This is a genomic window from Brachymonas sp. KE5 (genome assembly GCF_057773645.1).
Genome location: NZ_CM173463.1, coordinates 1899334 through 1920376 on the forward strand (window position 1 = coordinate 1899334; position 21043 = coordinate 1920376).

At 61.9% G+C, this 21043-nt stretch carries 16 protein-coding genes; 10 read left to right on the forward strand and 6 right to left on the reverse strand.

The window, feature by feature from the left end; all coding sequences use genetic code 11:
- Nucleotides 1-94: 94 nt before the first annotated feature.
- Nucleotides 95-994 carry an inositol monophosphatase family protein gene (locus ACX36O_RS09130; protein ID WP_213361164.1) on the reverse strand — a complete coding sequence of 300 codons (900 nt, stop codon included), beginning with the start codon at nucleotides 992-994 and terminating at the stop codon, nucleotides 95-97.
- Nucleotides 995-1175: 181 nt separating this feature from the next.
- On the opposite strand from ACX36O_RS09130, the gene ACX36O_RS09135 reads away from it, so the two are divergent.
- Together ACX36O_RS09135 and ACX36O_RS09140 are read left to right on the forward strand one after the other, a co-directional pair.
- The gene (locus tag ACX36O_RS09135; protein ID WP_213361166.1) at nucleotides 1176-2015 is read left to right on the forward strand and encodes a proteasome-type protease; all 840 of its coding nucleotides are present in this window, start codon (nucleotides 1176-1178) and stop codon (nucleotides 2013-2015) included.
- Complete coding sequence (locus ACX36O_RS09140) at nucleotides 2015-2875, forward strand: alpha/beta fold hydrolase (RefSeq protein WP_213361167.1); 861 nt, start codon at nucleotides 2015-2017, stop codon at nucleotides 2873-2875. Before ACX36O_RS09135 ends, ACX36O_RS09140 begins: the two co-directional genes overlap by 1 nt.
- 77 nt (nucleotides 2876-2952) lie before the next feature.
- Here the strand turns inward: ACX36O_RS09140 and ACX36O_RS09145 are convergent, their stop codons facing one another.
- From ACX36O_RS09145 to ACX36O_RS09160, 4 genes are all read right to left on the reverse strand, one after another.
- Complete coding sequence (locus ACX36O_RS09145; protein ID WP_213361168.1) at nucleotides 2953-3702, reverse strand: DUF4136 domain-containing protein; 750 nt, start codon at nucleotides 3700-3702, stop codon at nucleotides 2953-2955.
- A gap of 194 nt (nucleotides 3703-3896) precedes the next feature.
- Nucleotides 3897-4733: an undecaprenyl-diphosphate phosphatase gene (locus ACX36O_RS09150; RefSeq protein WP_213361169.1), complete on the reverse strand. Its 837-nt coding sequence runs from the start codon at nucleotides 4731-4733 to the stop codon at nucleotides 3897-3899.
- Nucleotides 4734-4999: 266 nt separating this feature from the next.
- Nucleotides 5000-6718 (reverse strand): cation acetate symporter, encoded by a 1719-nt coding sequence (locus ACX36O_RS09155; protein WP_213361170.1) that lies wholly within the window; start codon nucleotides 6716-6718, stop codon nucleotides 5000-5002.
- On the reverse strand, nucleotides 6715-7023 hold the full coding sequence (locus tag ACX36O_RS09160; RefSeq protein WP_213361171.1) for a DUF485 domain-containing protein: 309 nt from the start codon (nucleotides 7021-7023) through the stop codon (nucleotides 6715-6717). The genes ACX36O_RS09155 and ACX36O_RS09160 overlap by 4 nt, the downstream gene beginning before the upstream one ends.
- Before the next feature lie 443 nt (nucleotides 7024-7466).
- Between ACX36O_RS09160 and ACX36O_RS09165 the strand changes: the two genes are divergently transcribed.
- The 4 genes from ACX36O_RS09165 to ACX36O_RS09180 all read left to right on the forward strand — a co-directional run bounded on the left by ACX36O_RS09165 (nucleotide 7467) and on the right by ACX36O_RS09180 (nucleotide 12731).
- Nucleotides 7467-9290 carry a DUF294 nucleotidyltransferase-like domain-containing protein gene (locus ACX36O_RS09165; protein WP_213361172.1) on the forward strand — a complete coding sequence of 608 codons (1824 nt, stop codon included), beginning with the start codon at nucleotides 7467-7469 and terminating at the stop codon, nucleotides 9288-9290.
- Between the two features lie 15 nt (nucleotides 9291-9305).
- Nucleotides 9306-9965 carry a 3'-5' exonuclease gene (locus ACX36O_RS09170; protein WP_488359672.1) on the forward strand — a complete coding sequence of 220 codons (660 nt, stop codon included), beginning with the start codon at nucleotides 9306-9308 and terminating at the stop codon, nucleotides 9963-9965.
- 71 nt (nucleotides 9966-10036) lie between these two features.
- Nucleotides 10037-10762 (forward strand): VIT1/CCC1 transporter family protein, encoded by a 726-nt coding sequence (locus tag ACX36O_RS09175; RefSeq protein WP_488359673.1) that lies wholly within the window; start codon nucleotides 10037-10039, stop codon nucleotides 10760-10762.
- A 100-nt stretch (nucleotides 10763-10862) separates the two neighbouring features.
- Nucleotides 10863-12731 (forward strand): glutamine--tRNA ligase/YqeY domain fusion protein, encoded by a 1869-nt coding sequence (locus ACX36O_RS09180; protein WP_488359674.1) that lies wholly within the window; start codon nucleotides 10863-10865, stop codon nucleotides 12729-12731.
- Nucleotides 12732-12746: 15 nt separating this feature from the next.
- Here ACX36O_RS09180 and ACX36O_RS09185 read toward each other — a convergent pair whose 3' ends face one another.
- Nucleotides 12747-13664 (reverse strand): bestrophin family protein, encoded by a 918-nt coding sequence (locus tag ACX36O_RS09185; protein WP_488359675.1) that lies wholly within the window; start codon nucleotides 13662-13664, stop codon nucleotides 12747-12749.
- Nucleotides 13665-13851: 187 nt separating this feature from the next.
- Here ACX36O_RS09185 and ACX36O_RS09190 point away from each other — a divergent pair, with 187 nt between their 5' ends.
- The 4 genes from ACX36O_RS09190 (at nucleotide 13852) to ACX36O_RS09205 (ending at nucleotide 21030) form a co-directional block, all read left to right on the forward strand.
- Entirely contained in the window at nucleotides 13852-15252 is a 1401-nt protein-coding gene (locus ACX36O_RS09190) for a DNA cytosine methyltransferase (RefSeq protein WP_488359676.1), read from the forward strand.
- Nucleotides 15249-17150, forward strand: coding sequence for a GmrSD restriction endonuclease domain-containing protein (locus tag ACX36O_RS09195; RefSeq protein ID WP_488359677.1), 1902 nt, complete (start codon nucleotides 15249-15251; stop codon nucleotides 17148-17150). The genes ACX36O_RS09190 and ACX36O_RS09195 overlap by 4 nt, the downstream gene beginning before the upstream one ends.
- 628 nt (nucleotides 17151-17778) lie before the next feature.
- Nucleotides 17779-19953: a Z1 domain-containing protein gene (locus ACX36O_RS09200; RefSeq protein WP_488359678.1), complete on the forward strand. Its 2175-nt coding sequence runs from the start codon at nucleotides 17779-17781 to the stop codon at nucleotides 19951-19953.
- Nucleotides 19954-19968: 15 nt separating this feature from the next.
- Nucleotides 19969-21030: a PD-(D/E)XK motif protein gene (locus ACX36O_RS09205; RefSeq protein ID WP_488359679.1), complete on the forward strand. Its 1062-nt coding sequence runs from the start codon at nucleotides 19969-19971 to the stop codon at nucleotides 21028-21030.
- Nucleotides 21031-21043 lie beyond the last annotated feature (13 nt).

A 21043-nucleotide genomic window follows, 5' to 3' on the forward strand; every position in this document is an offset into this window, starting at 1 on the left:
GGCCGCCTTTTGACATACGCTCTCCAGAAAACAAAACACCCCGAACAGGATCAAACCTGCCGGGGTGTTGTTGTTTCAACTGGTTGTACCGGATTTATTCTTCGCTGCCATCCTCGGCGGCCACCTGCTGCTGCGCCGCCTCTTCGGCCTCGCGCGCCGCACGGCGGGCGGCCTTGGCTTCTTCGGTATAACGGCTGTACTTGCTCAGCATGTTCACCATCAGGCCGTAGATCTTCGGGTTGCCGGCAATGCATTCCTCGGCAAACAGCAGGTCGTCCGCCTCGCCGGTGAAGTTGCCCACCAGGCCACCGGCTTCCTGCACCAGCAGGCTGCCCGCGGCCACATCCCACGGGCTCAGGCCTGTCTCGAAGAAGCCATCGCTCATGCCGGCGGCCACATAGGCCAGATCCAGCGCGGCAGCGCCCGGACGGCGGATGGCGGTGGTCTTCTTCATCATGTCGGTGAACATCTGCATGAACTGGCCATAGTCCTGTCCCGGACGGAACGGAAAGCCCGTGGTGATCAGGCAATCTGCCAGGCGGATGCGCTTGCCCACGCGGATGCGTCGCTCGTTCATGTAGGCGCCGCGGCCACGCGTGGCGGTGAACAGGTCATTGCGGTTGGGATCGTAGATCACCGCCTGCTCGATCTTGCCGCGCACCGCCAGGGCGATGCTCACGCAATACACCGGGAAGCCATGGATGAAGTTGGTGGTGCCATCGAGCGGATCGATGTACCAGATGAAATCGCTGTTCCTGTTGCCGTGGCGCTGGCCGGATTCTTCGGCGTAAATGCCGTGCTGGGGATAGGCGCCCAGCAGGGTTTCGATGATGGCGGCCTCGGAGGCCTGGTCCACTTCGGTCACAAAGTCGTTCGCCTGCTTCTGCGAAACGCGCACCGACTCGACGTCGAGCGAGGCACGGTTGATGATGGCGCCAGCGGCGCGGGCAGCCTTGATGGCCACGTTGAGCATGGGATGCAGGTTGGAAGACATGTGAATTGTGGGTAAGAGCGGCAACAAAAGACACCGTCGATGCGGTGCCTCGCAATCGCGCTATTCTACGATGATGCCCATTTTTGCGCACCCCCTGCGTGGATGTCGCCCCACACATTCCCGGCAGGAAATGCAAAATCGCACGACAATACGATTCTTTCCCACTGCAGGCAGATTGCCCATGACCTACTGCGTTGCCATCAAGCTCAAGGCCGGACTGGTGTTCCTGTCCGACTCGCGCACCAATGCCGGCGTCGACCAGATCAGCACCTTCCGCAAGATGATGGTCTATGAAAAGACCGACGACCGCTTCATGGTACTGCTCTCGGCCGGCAACCTCAGCATTGCCCAGTCGGTGCGCGAAATCCTGCAGACCCAGGTGCTGCGCGACGAAGCGCCGCACGACGGCAGCAGCAGCGGCCTGACGATCTGGAATGCCACCAGCATGTTCGATGCCGCGCGCGTGCTCGGCTGCGCCGTGCGCCACATCCACAAGCGCGATGGCGCCGCCCTGCGCGCCGCCAATGTCGATTTCAATGTTTCGCTGATCTTTGGCGGCCAGATCAAGGGCGAAGGCATGCGCCTGTTCCTCGTGTATTCGGCCGGCAACTTCATCGAGGCCACGGACGAAACGCCCTTCTTCCAGATCGGCGAATCCAAGTACGGCAAGCCCGTGCTCGACCGCGTGATCCATCCGGACATTCCGCTGGATGAGGCCGCCAAGTGCGCGCTGGTATCCATGGATTCCACGCTCAAGTCCAACCTCTCGGTAGGCCTGCCGCTGGATCTGGTCGTGTACGACGCCAATTCGCTGCGTGGCGACAAGATCGTGTGCATCGACCACACCAACCCTTACTTCCGCACCATGCACGAGCAATGGGGCGTGAAGCTGCGCGAAGTCTTCGACAGCCTGCCGGACCCGGTCTGGAACGGCGAAAGCACCGACACCCCGCTCGTCATGCAGGACGGCGCCTATCCCCCTCTTGCCAAAATCCAGTCCCCCGAGGATCGGGTCATCTGATGGAAACACCACGCACGCCCCCCGCACAGATCGTTTTTTCGCACGGCAACAGCTTTCCTGCCGGCACCTACCGCGTGCTGCTCGACCAGCTCGAGCAACAGGGCCATGAAGTCCATGCGCTGGACAAGTACGGCCACGACCCACGCTACCCTGTCAGCAACAACTGGCACCACATGGTGGAGCAGTTGATCGACTTCTGCGACACCCTGCCCCAGCCCGAAGACAAGCCGCGCTATCTGCTCGGCCACTCCATGGGCGGCATCCTGAGTCTGATGGCGGCCGCGCAGTCACCCGAACTGGCCAAGGGCGTGGTGATGCTGGATTCGCCCGTGCTGGGCGGCTGGCGTGCCGGTCTGGTCAAGCTGGGCAAGCAGACGCCATTGCTGCAGCGCTTCTCGCCCGGCGCCACCAGCCAGCGCCGCCGCCAGGAATGGCCCAGCGCCGATGCCGCGCACCAGCACTTCGCCACCAAACCGGTATTTGCCGCCTGGCACCCGCAGGCACTGGCCGACTATATCCGCCACGGCACCGAAGAGGCGCCGAGCGAAGAGTTGCCGGAACGCCGCCGCCTGGCTTTCGACCGCGAAGTGGAAACCGCCATCTACAACACGCTGCCGGACAATATCGGACCCTGGCTGCGCCAGCATCCGCTGCAGGTTCCGGCCGCGCTGATCGGCGGCAGCGCCTCGCGCGAACTGAAACAGGTCGGCCTGGGCGCGAGCAAGCGCGTCACCCAGGGGCGCATCTACACGCTGGAAGGCGGCAGCCACCTGTTCCCGCTGGAGCAGCCCGAGCAAACGGTAGAGCTGATCGGCAAGGCGCTGGAAGACATCCAGCCGTCCCGCACGGACAGGAAATGAAGCCGGACCTGCAGGCTGGCTGGCGCACGCTCCGGCCAGCCACTTGCAGGAGCGCGGCCTGAAATCCCTCCCGCAACTCAGCGTTTGGGCACTACCTTGGCGCCGGTATCACTGTCGAACTCGACCGTGCGAACCTGTCCATTGGTGCCCGGGAAGCGGTCGAACACCGATTCCATCAAGTACGGCATGACGGAAGGCAGCTCTACCGGGTTGCCCACATATTCCGCGGTCGACTCGAATACCTTGGGCGCGGTCTGGCCCTTCAATGCCTGGGCGTGGTCGGCGATACGCACCCTGAGCTGGTAGAAGTGCACGGGACGCGTCACCAGCTGCTCGCCCAGATACACCGGCGCCATGCCGCCCATGCCGAATACGCCATCCTCGTAGTAGTCACCCGGATTCCACGGCCCACCCCAGGCTGCCCCCGGATAGTAGGGCCAGGTGCCGAAGCCGCCCCATGGAATGTGGCGATACACCGGCACGCTGAACTGGCGCAACTCGCGCTTCACGTTGACGGCCATGTCGGCCTGCATGCGCGCCTGGGCCGGCACCGCTGCCGGCACCATGCCCTGTGCCTGCAGGTGCTTCGCCAGGTAGCCCTCGTAGGTCTTGCGTTCCAGTTCGCCCAGCGCCACGCCCTCTCCGGTGGCAGGCTGCACGGCAAAGCTGGCGCCTGCGGCATTGGCCGGCCATTGGTTGAAATTGCTGACCTTGGTGCTGAAGGTGCTTGCACAGCCGGCCAGTGCCGTCACGCCGGCGAGTGCCAGCGCGGAAACCAGCGTGCGCAAGCCGCTGCGCGGAGCGGAATGGGACAGGGTCTGTTTCATGGCGCCTCCTGCTTGCAATCGGGAATGTGTTTCTGTTGTACAGGATATTGGACTTGCGCGGCCAGGAAAAAGTTCACCCCGCAGTGAGCAAATGTCACTGCGGGGTGTCTCTCGATCCAGGCGGATTGCCGCTCGCGCCGGAGGAGCGTGAGGCTATCGGCCGCTTGCGCCGAGTCGCCAGCCGCCGTATCGCATCACTCCGCCCACACCACGGCGCCCGTCCACCAGGTGAGCAGCACGATCACGCCGAACACGATGCGGTACCAGGCAAATGGCACAAAGCTGTTGCTGGAAATGAACTTGAGCAGCCAGCGCACGCACAGCCAGGCGCTGATGAAGGCAAACACCAGCCCCACCAGAAAGACCGGCAGCTCGGCCATGGTCAGCACGTCGCGCGCCTTGTACAGGCTGTAGACGCCGGCGCCGATCAGCGTCGGGATCGCCAGGAAGAAGGAAAAATCGGTGGCCGCCTTGCGGTCCAGCCCCAGCAGCATGCCGCCGATGATGGTGGCGCCGCTGCGGCTGGTGCCGGGAATCATGGCAAAGCACTGCACCAGGCCGACCTTGAGCGCGTCCCAGGCCGTCATGTCGTCCACGCTGTGGATGCGCGCGGTGTTCTGGCGCTTCTCGGCCCAGAGGATGACGAAGGCGCCCAGGATGAAGGTGGTTGCCACCACCTGCGGCGTGAACAGGTTGGCCTTGATCGCCTTGCCGAACAGCAGGCCCAGTACCACCGCCGGCAGAAAACCGATGATCACGTTCAGCGCAAAGCGGCGCGCCTGCCCCGAACTGGGCAGCTGTACCACGGTGTCGCGGATCTTCTGCCAGTAGACCAGGATCACGGCGAAAATGGCGCCGGTCTGGATGGCGATGTCGAAGGCCTTGGCCTTTTCGGGGGTGAAGGGCGGCGCCGAGAAGTTGAGCAGCGAGCTGGCAAGAATCAGGTGGCCGGTGGACGAAATGGGCAGGAATTCGGTCAGGCCTTCCACGATGCCCATGATGGCAGCCTTGATCAGCAATAAGGTATCCACACTACTCCCGGTGGTCAAAGAACGTCAGGCTGGCGTACGGACAACGGCCGCGCCAGTGCAAACGGCGATTATCGCAGGGCTTTGCTGCCACGCAGCACCGCACCCTGTTTCGCATGCAATGGCGGCAGACGGTCCGGCTGATGCCTCCGGTAGCCCTGGATGGATCAAACACCCGCGCAAGAATCCACGCGCATAAAAAAACCGGGCACGAAGCCCGGTTTCAAAATCCAGTGCCTTGCGGCACTGGCACAGGTTGCCTGGTTGGCTTAGTGGTCGGACGCCTTGGCAGCACCCAGACCGGTCTCGGAACGCACCTGCTGGGCCGGGAAGGCAGCACGCTCGGCGGCAGCCTGCTTGCTGCGGTCCATCACGGAGAACAGCCAGATACCGACGAAGCCGATGATCATGGAGAACAGGGCCGGCGAGGTGTAGGGGAACAGCGCGGAACCCTTGGGGTTGCCCAGCACAGCTTCCCACACGGAGGGCGACACGATGGTCAGCGCCACGGAGGAGATCAGGCCCATGAAGCCGCCGATCACGGCCCCCTTGGTGGTCATGTCCTTCCACATGATGGACAGGAACAGCACCGGGAAGTTGGCGGATGCGGCGATGGCGAAGGCCAGCGATACCATGAAGGCGATGTTCTGCTTCTCGAACATGATGCCCAGCAGCACGGCGATCACACCCAGTGCCAGCGTGGTGATACGGGACACCTTCAGCTCGGAAGCGCTGTCGGCATTGCCGTTCTTGAACACGGTGGCGTACAGGTCGTGCGACACGGCGGAGGCGCCAGACAGCGTCAGGCCAGCCACCACGGCCAGGATGGTTGCGAATGCCACGGCAGAGATGAAGCCGAAGAACACGTCGCCGCCCACCACTTCAGCCACCAGCACGGCAGCCATGTTGGCCGTACCGGCACCGCCCTTGATGACGCCCTTGGTGGTGTCAGCCAGTTGCGGGTCGGTCAGCACCAGGGTGATGGCGCCGAAGCCGATGATGAAGATCAGCACGTAGAAGTAGCCGATCCAGGTCGTGGCCCAGGCCACGGACTTGCGTGCTTCCTTGGCGTTCGGCACGGTGAAGAAGCGCATCAGCACGTGGGGCAGACCGGCGGTACCGAACATCAGGGCCATGCCGAAGCTGATGGCGGAAATCGGATCCTTGATGAAGCCGCCCGGACCCATGATGGCCAGACCGGTCTTGGCTGCCGCTTCAGGAGTAGCACCGCCGGCAGTAGCGATCTGGGTTTTCACTTCCACGGCGTGGCGGAACAGGGCTTCGGGGCTGAAGCCATACTTGTACAGCACCATGAAGGCCATGAAGGTCACGCCGGACAGCAGCAAGCAGGCCTTGATGATCTGCACCCAGGTGGTGGCCGTCATGCCGCCGAACAGCACGTACACCATCATCAGAACGCCCACGATGATCACGGCGAAGATGTAGTCCAGGCCGAACAGCAGCTTAATCAGCTGGCCGGCACCCACCATCTGGGCGATCAGGTAGAAGGCCACCACCACCAGCGTGCCGCAGGCGGCAAACGCACGGATCGGGCCCTGCTTGAAGCGATAGCCGGCCACGTCGGCAAAGGTGAACTTGCCCAGGTTGCGCAGGCGCTCGGCCATCAGGAAGGTGATGACGGGCCAGCCCACCAGGAAGCCGATGGAGTAGATCAGGCCGTCATAGCCGCTGGCCATCACGGCCGCGGAAATGCCCAGGAAGGAAGCGGCGGACATGTAGTCGCCAGCGATGGCCAGGCCGTTCTGGAAGCCCGTGATGCCGCCACCGGCGGTATAGAAGTCGGCAGCCGACTTGGTCTTGGAGGCGGCCCACTTCGTGATCCACAGCGTGGCCAGCACGAAGACGCCGAACATGATGATGGCAGTCCAGTTGGTGGACTGCTTGGCGGTTTCGCCTACGTCACCGCCTGCCGCCAGTGCGGCGCCGGCAGCCAGCAGGGTACCCAGTGCAAAAACGGTTTTTTTCATTTGCTGGCATCCTTCAGGATTTCTTGGGTCACTGCGTCGTATTCGGTGTTGGCACGACGCACGTAAATGACGGTGATGATGATGGTGAAGATGATCACGCCCATGCCGAGCGGAATGCCCAGCGTGGTCACGCCACTGCCGATGGGCTGCGCCAGAAATTCCTTGTCAAAGGCGATCAGCGCGATGTAGCCGTAATAGACGATCAGCATGATGATCGCCAGGGTCCAGCCAAAGCGGTTGCGTTTGGCCTTGAGTTCCTGGTATTTCGGGTTGTTGCTGATCTTTTCCACGATGGGGTCACTCATGGTTGTCTCCTCCTAGATGTGAACGATGGGCAATCGTGGCACCCGAAACATGCTGTTAACTTACAAACTGTCAGGGAAGGCGCCGATTTAGGGTTCGCCATCATGGTGCAAACCCTAGTTTCGATTGCAGATTGTTGTATCCCTCAAACGAATGTCAGGCATGTGACAAAAGCGGTTTTGTATCCCTTTCCACTCAGAAACCGCCTCCGCACCACGACGTTTACGTAAACGTAAGGCAACAAGCCGGAGACCGTCCGAACGGTCGTGATGCCCGACACTTGCGCAAGAACCTGTAAGGCTGGCGTAACAGTCTGCCCATTAGACTGGCAGGATTCCGGTGCTCCAGCCGGGCGTTTGCGCGGCCGGATCCCGAGAATCGGGAGCATCCGCCCTCCTGCCGCCCTGCGCATGGCCGGCCTACTCCATCCGTCCATCCCGACACCATGCCCAACGCCTTCAATTTCTCGGCCTCTCCTTTCGACAGCCTGACCAAGGCCGAGCAGGCCGAAGTGCGCGACAACGTCGACATTGCCTATTTCCGCCGTGGCGAGGTGATCCTGGACGTGGGCGACAAGCCGCGCTTCCTCTACGTGATCATCAAGGGCCGGGTGGTGCAGCTCGAAGGCGAGGACATGCTGCACGTGTACGGGCCGGACGACACCTTCGACGGCCGTGGCCTGGTCGCCGGCAAGGCCAGCCACCGCTTCCAGGCGCAGGAAGAAGTGGTGGCCTACGAGCTGGCCGAAGAAACCGTGCTGTCGCTGATCGCCAGCAACGCCACCTTCAGCGCCCTGCTGTTCTCCAAGCTGGGCGACAAGCTCACTGCCCTGTCGCAACGTCAGGACCAGCAGGAAATGCAGTCGCTCACGCTGTCGCGCCTGGAAGAAGCGTTGCTGCATGCGCCGCACTACGTGGATGCCGATACCGACATTGCCGCCATCGCCCGCATGTTCGACAAGGAGCGCATCTCGCACGTGCTGGTGCGCGATGCCAGCGGCACGCTGCCGCGACTAGGCATCTTCTCCAGCACGGCGCTGCCCAAGGCCATCATCGACGGCCGCCCGCTCGATGATCTGCCCGTGGGCGACCTGGCCACCTACAACCTGATCACCCTGCCGCCCAATGCGCTGATGGGCGACGCGCTGGCCAAGATGCTGCGCCACCGCATCCACCGCATCGTGGTGGCCGAGGGCGACACCGTGCATGGCGTGGTCGAGTCGCTGGACGTGTTCAGCTTCCTGTCCAACCACTCGCACCTGATCCTCACCCGCATCGACCAGGCCGACAACCTGGAGGCGCTCGAAGGCGCCGCCAGCCAGACCACGCGCATGGTGCAGCAGCTGTATCGCAGCGGCACCAATGTGGGCCTGATCGGCGATCTGGTGCAGGAAGTGAATGCGCGCCTGTTCGAGCGCACCTGGGAGATGATCGCCCCGCCAGAACTGGTGAAGAACAGCTGCCTGATCGTGATGGGCAGCGAGGGCCGTGGCGAGCAGTTGCTCAAGACCGACCAGGACAACGGCCTGATCCTGCGCGACGACTACACCCCGCCCGCCAACCTGCAGGAAATCTGCGACCGCTTCTCGGCCGAGCTGGAGCGTTTCGGCTACCCCGAGTGCGCCGGCAAGATCATGCTGAACAACCCGGACTGGCGCGGCACCGTGAGCGAATGGAGCGAGCGCACGCGTACCTGGCTGATCCAGAGCAGCCCCGAAAACCTGATGAACCTGGCGATTTTCCTGGACGCGCATGCCGTGACCGGCGACGAGCGCCTGCTGGACCGCGTGCGCGACCGCCTGTGGGAACTCTCCACCGACAACGAGGCCACGCTGAGCCGCTTTGCCAGCGCCATCGACGCCTTCGGCAGCGGCAGCAGCTGGATCGGCCGCATGTTTGCCCTGGGCGACAGTGGCGAGCTGCTGCACATGAAGAAGCTGGGCATCTTCCCGATCGTGCACGGCATCCGCAGCCTGGCGCTGGCCAACCGCATCAAGGCCACCAGCACGGTGGAGCGCATCCGGGCGCTGGTGCAGATGGGCAAGCTCAAGCAGAGCTGGGGCGACAACCTGATCAACAGCCTGCACATCTTCATGGGCATGCGCCTGAAGGTGGGTCTGCAGGAGCTGGAGGCCGGCAAGCCGGTGAGCGGTCATGTGGACGTAGGCCAGATCAGCAGTCTGGAACGCGACCTGCTCAAGGACAGCCTGGGTATCGTCAAGCGCTTCAAGGCTACGTTGCACCAGCGCTTCCGCCTGGACGTGATGTAAGCGCGGGGCCATTTCATGGGACTTTCCAGCTTTACCCCGCGCGCCTGGCTTGAAAACGCCCGCCATCGCTGGCAGAAAGGGCAGCTCAGCACGCCCGAATTCAACTTCATTTTCGACGACCCGCCCCCGGACGAGTATGTGTCGCTCGATTGCGAAACCACCGGCCTGAACGTGCGCAGCGACGACATCATCTCCATCGGGGCCGTCCGCATCAAGGGCAATCGCATCCTGAGCAGCGAGCGGCTGGAACTGCTGGTGCAGCCGCAGGGCAACGTTTCGGCCGAAAGCATCCGCGTGCACCGCCTGCGCGAGATGGACGTGGCCAACGGCCTGCCGGTGGAGGAAGCCATGCGCCGGCTGATCCACTTCATCGGCAGCCGGCCGCTGGTGGGCTATTACCTCGAGTTCGACGTGGCGATGATCAACCGCGCCATGAAACCGCTGCTGGGCATCAAGTTGCCGCAGAGGCAGATCGAGGTGTCCGCGCTGTACTACGACTACAAGTTCAAGCAGTTGCCGCCCTATCAGCAGCAGGGCAATGCCGACATCGACCTGCGCTTCGACACCCTGATGAAGGATCTGGCGCTGCCCACGCGTGATGCGCACGATGCGCTCAACGATGCGGTGATGGCCGGCCTCGCGTTCATCAAGCTGCGGGAGCTGCATGCGGGCTGACGGTTACGGAAACGCTTGCAGACCCGGCATCGGTCCTTAAGATGGGGGGTCGTCCATCGCCTTGACCTGCCATGACCTCCTTCACTTCCGCACAGCAACACGCCGCTTTCGACGCTCGCGCATCGGGCATATCGGATCGCCTGAACTGGCTGCGCGCAGCCGTGCTGGGCGCCAATGATGGCATCGTCTCCACCGCGGGGCTGGTGCTCGGAGTCGCCGGCGCCAGCCCCACGCATGCGGCCCTGCTTACCGCCGGCGTGGCCGGTCTGGTTGCGGGGGCACTGTCGATGGCTGTGGGCGAATATGTGTCGGTGAGCACCCAGCGGGACACCGAGCAGGCCGCCGTTGCACTCGAGCGGCTCGAATTGGCCCAGTTGCCAGACATCGAGTTGCGCGAACTGGCTGCCCTGCTGAGCCAGAAAGGCATGAGCAAGGAAACCGCTGAACAGGCCGCGCGCGAAATGACGCAGCACGATGCGCTGGCGGCCCATTCCGAAATCGAACTGGGCATCAAGCCCGGCGAGTACACCAATCCGATCAGCGCCTCGCTCGCCTCGGCGGCCGCCTTTGCCCTGGGCGCCCTGGTGCCCTTGCTTGCCGTCCTGCTCGCGCCCGTGTCGCAGATGGTGTTGATCACGGTCATCGCCGTCGTGGCGGCCTTGTGCATCACGGGGATCAGTTCGGCCGTCCTGGGGCATGCGCCCGTGCTGCGAGCCACCCTGCGCAATGTGCTCGGCGGACTGCTGGCCATGGGCATCACCTATGCCATTGGCCGCGCCGTTGGAGCCCAGTTGTGAGGACGGCATCCACCCGCTGATTGCCACAGTTTTGACGACACGGTGGTGCCGGAGTCCCTGCAACGCCGGACGGGTGCCCGCTTGGCCATAAAATCGACCCATGAGCATCCAGAATACCCCTGCCTCCCCTTCCTCTGCCACCGCAGCAGAAGAATCCGTCAAGCCCAGCAACTTCCTGCGCCAGATCATCGAAGCCGATCTGGACAAGGGGATCTATGCCACCCGCAAATGGAATGGGACCCCCGGCAATGCCGCGCACCAGCAAGCCGGCACGATCGATCCGGCCCGCATCCGCACGCGCTTTCCGCCCGAACCGAACGGCTACCTGCACGTGGGCCATGCCAAGAGCATCTGCCTGAACTTCGGCCTGGCGCAAGACTACGACGGCGTGTGTCACCTGCGCTTCGACGACACCAATCCCGAGAAGGAAAGCCAGGAGTACGTGGACGCCATCATGGAGGCGGTGCACTGGCTGGGCTTCGACTACCGCAGCAGCTTTGGCGGCAAGGAGGAAACGCACCTCTACTTCGCCAGCAACTACTTCGAGCACATGTACGCGGCGGCCGTGTACCTGATCGGGCAGGGCCTGGCCTATGTGGACGAGCAGAGCCCGGAAGACATGCGCAAGAACCGCGGCGACTTCGGCACACCCGGCACCGACAGCCCGTTCCGCACGCGCAGCGTGGCCGAGAACCTGGCGCGTTTCACCGAGATGCGCGAGGGCAAGCTGGCCGACGGCGCCGCCGTGCTGCGCGCCAAGATCGACATGGCGCATCCCAACATCAACATGCGCGATCCGGCCATCTACCGCATCCGCCGTGCGCACCACCACAACACGGGCGATGCCTGGTGCATCTACCCGATGTACACCTTTGCGCACCCGATCGAGGATGCGCTGGAAAACATCACGCACAGCATCTGCACGCTGGAATTCGAAGACCAACGGCCGTTCTACGACTGGCTGATGGAGAAACTCACGGCTGGCGGCATCGTCAACACACCCCCGCCGCACCAGCACGAATTTGCGCGCCTGAACCTGACCTATGTGGTCACCAGCAAGCGCAAGCTCAAGCAGCTGGTGGACGAGAACCACGTGAGCGGCTGGGACGACCCGCGCATGCCCACGCTGGCCGGCCTGCGCCGTCGCGGCTACACGCCGGCCGCCATCCGCCTGTTCTGCGAGCGTATCGGCGTGACCAAGGCCGACAGCTGGATCGACTACGGCACGCTGGAAGGCGCTCTGCGCGATGCACTGGATCCGGTGGCGCCGCGCGCCATGGCGGTGCTGGATCCGCTCAAGGTCACCATTACCAACTGGGACGAGGTGATGGGCGCCGGCACGCTGGACGAATGCAAGGCCCCGGTGCACCCGCACCACCCCGACATGGGCCAGCGCACCATGCGCATGGGCAAGCACGTGTGGATTGAGCGCGAGGACTTCATGGAAGTGCCGAGCAAGGGCTATTTCCGCCTGTTCCCGCCGCATGCCAGCCCCACCAGCAACCCGCCCGGCCAGCACAAGGACGGCAACAAGGTGCGCCTGAAATACGGCCATGTAGTGGAATGCACCGGCTACGAGAAGGATGCCGACGGCAAGGTGACGGAAGTGTTCGTCTCGCTGATTCCGGACACCAAGAGCGGCACGCCCGGTGCCGACAGCGTGAAGGTGAAGGGCGTGATCGGCTGGGTCGGTGCCGAGGACGGCGTGCAGGCCGAGGTGCGCCTGTATGACCGCCTGTTTACCGAGGCGCAGCCGGATGCCGGCGGGCGCGATTTCCTGACGGTGCTGAATCCGGACAGCCTGAAGACGGTGCAGGGCTGGGTCGAGCCGAGCGTGGCGCAGGCGGGGCCGGAAAGCCACTTCCAGTTCGAGCGTCTGGGCTACTTTGCCACCGACCGGGTGGATCACGGCAACGGCAAGGTGGTGCTCAACCGCGTTTCAGGGCTGAAGGACTCCTGGGGCAAATAAGCCCTCGCACCCGGGTCAGAGCAGCACGCCCTCCTTCGCCTGCACTGGCTCGGGCAGTTCCGTCTCGCCCAGCTGCGCCCGCAAGTTGATGTCAATGGTGCGGCTGATGGCGTCCAGCGGCAGGTCGTTCGGCTCTTCGTCAAACGGATCGGCGATCTCGTCGCCCAGCGCATCCAGCCCGAAGAAGGTATAGGACACCACCCCCACGATCACCGGCGTGAGATAGCCGATGGTGTCGATCAGCGCGAACGGCAGCAGAAAGCAGTAGATGTGCACCGTGCGGTGCAGCAGCAGCACGTAGGTGTACGGAATCGGCGTGGACTGGATGCGCTCGCAGCCGCCCAGCACATGCGAGAGTGCACCGATTTCGTGGTCCACCCGCGCCACCAGTTGCGCATCCAGCCCCTCCTCGCCGAGTTCGCGGCTGGCGTGGCCCAGTTCCATGAGGATGGCGGTGGGACGATTCGCCGCCGCCAGCACTTTCTGCAGCAGTTCGGGCGGCAGCAGCGGCGTCAGGTCGGCCGCCGGATCCTTGCCGCGCAACTGGTTCTTGAGCGCGTAGGCAAAGGCGATCGCCAGATAGACGCGCTGGCGCGTGGCCTCGGCGCGCGGTGCACGGGGCAGCGTGATGAACTGGCGCGCCAGGTTGCGGCAGGTGATCAGCATTTCACCCCAGAGCTTGCGCCCCTCCCAGAAACGGTCGTAGCTGGCGGTATTGCGAAAGCCCAGGAAAATCGCCAGCGTCAGGCCCATGATGGTGAAGGCGGTCGGCGTGAGCGTGATCTTGTGGTCGTACACCTGCCCATGCGTGAAGTTGACCAGCACCGACAGCAGCATGGTGTAGGCGACCCGGCGCCAGATCTTTGCCGCGATGGAACCCCGCAGCGAGAACAGGATGTGGAAAATGGTCGGGTTGCGGGGCGGCAGGAACATGGCGGCAAGGGACTGCAGGGCGAGTCAAGAATGCTAGCACGCCGCCGCAAGCCATTAGAAATGCAGCTGATACAATTCAAGTTTGACAAAGTTCGCAGCATCGACACGAAGTCGTCGATAGCATTAATTGACCGAACATCGCGCAGACCGACGGCCTTGAGAATAGATGCAGGAGTACCCCCACCCTATGCCCACTGAGTTGAACGGTGACTTTAGGTTCGTCGACTTGTTCGCGGGCCTCGGCGGATTCCACCAGGCACTCGAAGGGCTGGGCGGGCAGGTGGTCTTTGCCGCAGAGTGGGAGCCAACTCTTAATTCCCTCTATGCCCGCAATTACGGACTGAAACCTTGGTCAGACATCAACCACCTCGACTCCGACGCGAAGATCGCTAGGGAGGTTCCGGACCACGAGGTCCTGGCTGCGGGTTTTCCATGCCAGCCCTTTTCAAAGGCTGGGGACCAACTCGGCTTCGCCGACACCAGTCAGGGGCACCTCTTCTTCAAGGTCCACGATGTCCTCCGGGTCAAGAGACCTCGGCGTTTCATCCTCGAGAACGTACGCAACATCCGGCGTCACAACGATGGTCATACTGAACGCACGATCATTTCCAACCTGGAAAACCTCGGATACCGAGTCCAGGTCAACCACTATTCACCCCACGAACTCGGCATTCCGCAGGTCCGTGACCGCGCCTACTTCATAGGATCGCTAGACGGCTTATGTGACTACCGGTGGCCAATCAAGACGCTCGAGCCCACGCATATCGCCGACTGTCTGCTCGACAACGTTGTGGTCACTCGTCATATCCCCGAACTCACTCAGCGTGCTATCGACATGTGGGGAGACTTCCTCGCTAGATCGCCAAAGTCACTCAAAATGCCCTCGTTCCCCATCTGGTCGATGGAGTTCGGTGCCACCTACCCCTACGAAGACGACACTCCTCCCGCCGTGTGGGCACGGCGCCCTTGGTTGGGCTTGAGGAACATGGGTGGCGTCAAGGGCAGCTTCGGATTCCCCTTAGACGGACTGAACATCGACGAGCAGCGTGAACATATCCCCAGCCATGCCGGCCGCAAAGGCGACCTTAAGTTTCCGCTCTGGAAACAAACGTTCATCCGTCAGAACCGTGAGTTCTATGCGAAGAACCACGCATGGATCAACCCTTGGATGAGTGAGTGGCATCCCGAGAACTTCCCGTCAAGCTTCCAAAAATTCGAATGGAACGCCCAAGGTGAGGAGCGTAATATTGACAACTTCGTCCTTCAGGTTCGTGCCTCCGGGATTCGGGTAAAGCGCCCTACTACGGCGCCTAGCCTCGTTGCCTTCACCGAGACGCAGGTGCCCATCCTAGGGGCTAATCTCGCTGGCGAGCGCCGATACATGCTTCCCAGGGAGTGCGCCAACCTACAAAGCCTCGGCAACATCGAACTTCCCAGCTCGATCACCAACGCATACCGCGCCCTAGGCAACGCAGTTAACGCGGAAGTTGTGGCAGCCATCGCAGGGCCCCTCGTGGCAAACCTGAGCCGACCAACGTTACACAACATCCCTATCTACCCCCTCGAGCACCTTGGAGCGACCGCATGACTAGTGACAGCTTTAACCAGTTCGACGAGGACGATTTCATCGACGAAGATCCCAGCGCCCAATTGTGGGAACGCATCGCGGCCGGAATCTCTATCCTCTCCGAAACCTCAGACGCTCCGACTGGTGTCTCACCCGCTAGTTCGTCGATCGATGCCGAGGAGATAGACCCAGCCTCCGACTCCTGGATGACGCACCTAGCCGAGGTACAAGACTGGCTTTACCTCCCCGAAAAACTGCACACGTCCGACCGGAACTCCTTTCTGGTCAGCCTCACCACAAACCTCGACCTCGAAGTCGCCGAGGGGGTTGACGCCTCAAGCACCCCTAGTCAACTCACTCCGCTGGCCTTGGAGCATCTTAGCCAGCGCATCGAATTCGCAGTGCGCCTACAGCAGACCTTCACGGAAGAAATGGAATCGGATGGGTCGACGCGTGCGTCGGCCACCAGCAACTGGACAAACGCATGGGAGGAGTCCGACCCCGGCTCTCAACAGTTCAGCACCGAACCGGTCACGGCCAGCGCCGACGTGGTCTCCATAAATGAACTCACCACCTCCGACCTGAACCTGACGCCATCCTACCAGCGCGGGGACGTCTGGACCACAAACGATCGTCAAGCGCTCATCGAGTCCGTGCTCCGGGGTATCCCGCTTCCGTCCATCATTTTGCGCGAAGTCGGCCCCTCCGATCCCCAAGAGGTCGTAGACGGCAAGCAGCGTCTCACCGCGTTGCTGCGATTTGTCGGCGCCCATCCGGCGGCACTCGAGCGCATCGCAGCCGCAGACGAACGCCATCCGGGCAAGGACCTCCTGAAGAACTTCCGTTTGGACTACCCACGCTTCAAGAAGGCCTGGAAGGCGCTAGAGGGCGAGAACCTGACGGCAGCGCTGGAGAACGACTACTACTTTCCCTTCAAGCTGCGCAACAACGGCAGCGGTGGGCTCACGGGCCCGGCGCTAGAGCCTCTTCAAGGCAAGTACTATACGCAGATCCTCAGGAACGTTATCACGGTCGCAGGTGCAAACATGACCGTAGAGAAGCTCTTCACAAAGACCACGAATTACAAGGTGCCCGTGATCCGCTACACCCAAGCGGACCCGCGCCAGATCCACGACGTCTTCAAGCTTTACAACAAACAGGGCGTCCACCTGAACGCCGAAGAGATTCGCAACGCGGCCTTCCACGAAATCGAACTTACCCCGGCCATCCTCGCGGCAGCTGGAGATGCCGACCCACGCGTCGACGTTGCCGCGATCGCTCCCTCGCTTGCCAAAGTACCCGAACTCGCAACGATTGCCAAAACCTTGTCGGACTACGGTATCGGACGCGGCCGATACCGTCGTACCAAAATCCTTTCGTGGATCCTATCCGTGCTGTTGCTGGACACGGGAGACCAGAAAGTCAGGACTACCGCTGGACATATCGATCAGTTTATGTCCCTCGTGCAGGACGACAAGCAGCATCCGCTGCGCAATAAGCAAGTCCTGACCGATCTGTTCGACTGGCTAACCAAGACCTTTGATCTCCACGCGCGCCACTCGGAAGTGTGGTCGGAGAAGTTCATGGACGATGGCAAGGGCGCCAAGTGGCAGGAACTCCAACTAGTCGGGTCCGTGGTCGGCATGGCCTTCGCCCTTGCTGCATCCCCAGACGACATCGAAAACCGAATCGTGCAGAACGCCTCGGGCATCTACGCTGCCACCAGCAGTCCAGCCTGGAAACGGATCGAGAAAGCTCAGACCAAGACCCAGTGGGACTACATTGCCCGAATCGCAAAGGGTGTGCTCGAACTCCTGAGCATTGACCCGAACCAAGCTTCGCAAGCGGTCAAGCATCGCTTCGGCTCTTCGGGATACGAATCCCTACAGGGGACCCTGCTGTCAGAGGAAGAGCAGTAGTCCCATGGCCCCCCCGTTGACCGAGAATGTCTACTTCTATCCTCCGGGTCCCTCCACTCCAGACACCTGGTGGTCGCGCTACACAGGTCAGTTGCACGGTCTCAGCCCAACCGCTCGGGCATCCGTTGAGGCAGACAGCCGCTACATACTAGAACGCGGAATCTTCGGTATCGGGGAACCCGCTCTCGATACCTGGCCGGCGAGCCGAGTGCGCACGGGCCTGATCATGGGATCGGTCCAATCCGGAAAGACAGCTTCGATGCTCGGCCTCTCAGCTCTGGCGATGGACCGAGGCGTCGATGTCGTAGTAGTGCTAGCAGGCACACGGCTTTCGTTGTGGCGTCAAACCTACGGCCGCATATTGGATCAACTCGACTGTGGGCCAGACGATTTGACGAAGCGGGCACGGCGAATCCTATGTCCTGCGCCAGCCCTGGTGCTCTCTGACACTAACCTACCCCTCGCACGGACGTATGCCCTGCAGTCAGCCACAGTAAAACAGAGGCTGTCCCAGAAGCGCCCAATCATCGTGGTTGCTATGAAGCAAACACACCACTTACGAGCACTTGGCAATAGCCTCCGCAAGAACGTTTTCGATGCAGTTGAGGCCCTCGATCGTCCTGTGCATATGCTGGTCCTCGACGACGAAGCCGACGATGGCTCGATCCTGGACGCTATCGCTGAGACCGGGCAGGACCCCTTATATGGCAACCTGAAGCAGATTCCCCGCACGATCGCTAACTTGTGGGACCCGCCCCAGGGTTCACCTGATAACCTCTTCACCACCTACATCGCCTACACTGCCACACCTCAAGCGAACCTCCTCCAAGAAGACCACAACCCCCTCGCTCCAAGAGATTTCCTGGCGTCCCTGCGCACGCCGCTAGACATAGGACACATGATCGACCGTGCGAACCCAGGTAACCTCAACGCACCACGTTCATCCACCTACCCGGAACCCCAAGGCCTATCCTGCTTCTACACCGGGGGGGAAATATTCTATCGACGTGGCATGCGGGCATGCCTAGCCCGACCGCTCACCACCGATCCTGATGAGGACCGTGCCGAGGCAGTCAGGGCCTTTCTCGTGGCCGGCGCCATCCGTCTTCACCGCTCCAAACTAGTCGGACCAGTCACCGCAGCCAGCCAGACCTATGACACACCGGAACAGGCCCGAGCCTCTATCATGGCACCGCACTCGATGCTGTACCATCCCTCGGCCAACATCCAGGACCATTTTCAGTCCGCCGAAGAAATTCTGCTTTGGGCCGGAGTACCTGACCGCACCACCGCTCGCGATCTTCTGAACGACGGGATCGCGACCCTGCCAGATGCTCTCGTGGCACAACTAAACGCCAACCCCAGCCCGTGGATGGCGTGGCTCAACCGGTACGAGGCCTCCGCGACGGCCATCGAGACCGAGTTCAATATGGTCCACCCGCACGTTTTCCCAGACAAGCCGACCCTAATGGCCCTCTTGGCAGAAGAGATCATTCCGGGAACCCGAGTGTCTGTCGTGAATAGCGACCCAGCCGCAGACGACCGTCCCTCTTACGAACCCGAGTTTGACGATCACTCAGGGCGCTGGAAGGCTCCTCGCGACCTTAGCACCATTTTCGTATCCGGAAATGTGATGGCACGTGGCCTCACGCTCGAGGGCATGACAACGGCGCTGTTCCAGCGCTCCAGCAATGCACCACTGGCCGACACCCAGATGCAGATGCAGCGGTGGTTCGGCTATCGTGGACGCTACATCGAGTTGTGCCGTGTGTTCGCTGCCGAAGACCAACTCGCCCTCTTCAGCGCCTACCACGACATCGATGAGGCGATCCGCACCTCCATTACCCAGCGGATGATGGGCGGTGCGCCCAACCCAGCTGTCCTTCAGGGAATGAACTTCAGTGCCACTGGGAAGATCGCCAACGTCCGCAATTACCCGCTCTCGCCGGGCGGACGCCCTTTTCTAACCCTGTTGAACGACGGTAGTGTTCCAGATCCCAATGCAGACCTACTCGCCACAATGTTCCAGGCCAAAACGTCTTCATCGGTAACCGAAGGCTCTAGGAACCTTGGCCGAATTCTGGACAAGCCGCTGACTCTTGTAGAGGCAGCCGACTGGCTGGACCAACTCCGCTATGACGCGTACCGCCCCGGCGACGACAGCGATCTTGGGAAGCACTGGGCCCAAATCGAGGCGCGCGTTTCCGCCGAAGGACTCTTGGCTCAGCCCGGCCTGTACCGACCTCCAATCCGCGGTTCAGGCGACCCAGCACGACGAGTATGCCCATATTCGATTGCCGCCTATCTCCGGCTATGGGCGGCGAGTCTGACTCGGCCTGTAAAGGGGCTGTTCGTCACCGGTGAACCGGGTCGCCTATGGAGCATGGCCAACCTGCAGACTAAGCAGGCGACACAGCCCCGCTTTTGGATGGGTATCCGCTTTGGCGACGGTCCACCTGTCCAAAACGGCCTTCTAAACAAACTTCCATTCGATGTCCTGACCACGGTGAAAGGCATTGGTCCAAACGGTGAACTGACCACAACCTGGGGCACCAGCACTCCCAATGCAAACTCAGGGGATTATCGAGGCGACCTCTACTTCGACTACCATCACCGCAACCAGCCGCCACCCGTCAAGTTGGTGGATTCCTCGTGGCGTCCGGCTGGGTCGGACGGTCAAATCCTGATATACGTTAACCAGCGCCCCACGCAGCCTTACCCTGCCATCGCTATCGGCCTGTGCCTTCCCGCCGGCGGGCCGGAACAATTCGCCGCTACACGCGCCACTACGACCCTGCCCTGAGAGACGAGACGCGTCATGCTCTCTTATGAACAAATCCTCGAGCGTATCTCCGCCATCCCCAAGGGCATAGAGGGACACGATCGTACCATCTACTGGCTCACAACTGCGGAGGTAGTCGGTGCTGCTCGCGACCACTTAGGACACATTGAATTGTTTCTTGCAGGCCCGGAGTTGCAACCCAAGATAAAGACCGTCCGCAAGGCCATCCAGTACCACTCATGGCACCGTGCAAATGGCGCGGGTTTGAGCGCCACTCGGTTGCTATTCCCAGCCTACGGACACTTCGACCAGGTTGCCGCATTGATCGCTACCGAACTTCTGCGCGAGCAAGCCGACCACGACCTTCCAAGAGCCTTTGCTGTCACCGAGCCGATCATCGAATTGGCCATTAAACGACTTGAACTCTCCGAAGCAACTCTGCTCGGACTGGCCGGAGAACTGCTACTGCTCGATGCAATTTCCCGCCGGATCGATGACCAGTACGTCGGACAACTCATAGAGGCTTGGCACGGCTGGCGTCGTTCAGCCCGCGACCTGGTCTGGAACGGGACGGGCATAGAGGTGAAAACTACAACCCGTGACTCGTCCAGCCACATTGTGCAGGGCACACATCAGGTCGAGCCATTCCTCGGCGACGACATCACGCCGAAGGAGGAAGGCCTATTACTCGTAAGCATCGGTCTCCAGTACTCAGAGCCCAGCCCCAACGCCTTCACCGTCCCTCAACTTACGCAGCGCGTCGTTGACAGACTAAAAACCACAGGGGGTGATGCGCTCGTGGACAGCTTCTTGTCCCACGTAGAAGAGTATGGCTCGGAGTCAGGCATTGGCTACCGGCACCCAGCCATGTCGCATGACGCACCCTTTACTATGGGGTTCACCCCCGCCTTCGTGCGTGGATACGACATGGGCGACACGGCCGTCCAAGTGCTCAGACGCGATGATGTCGTGTCGCATCACCACGTCGACCCCGGCTCGTTGTCCTTCAGAATCGACCTCCCCGCGCTCATCGGCCCCAACAACCCCGTTGATGGGCTCTTTCGGGTAGCCAACAACATACTCGGCAACAAACAGTAACGTCCGGCAAGGA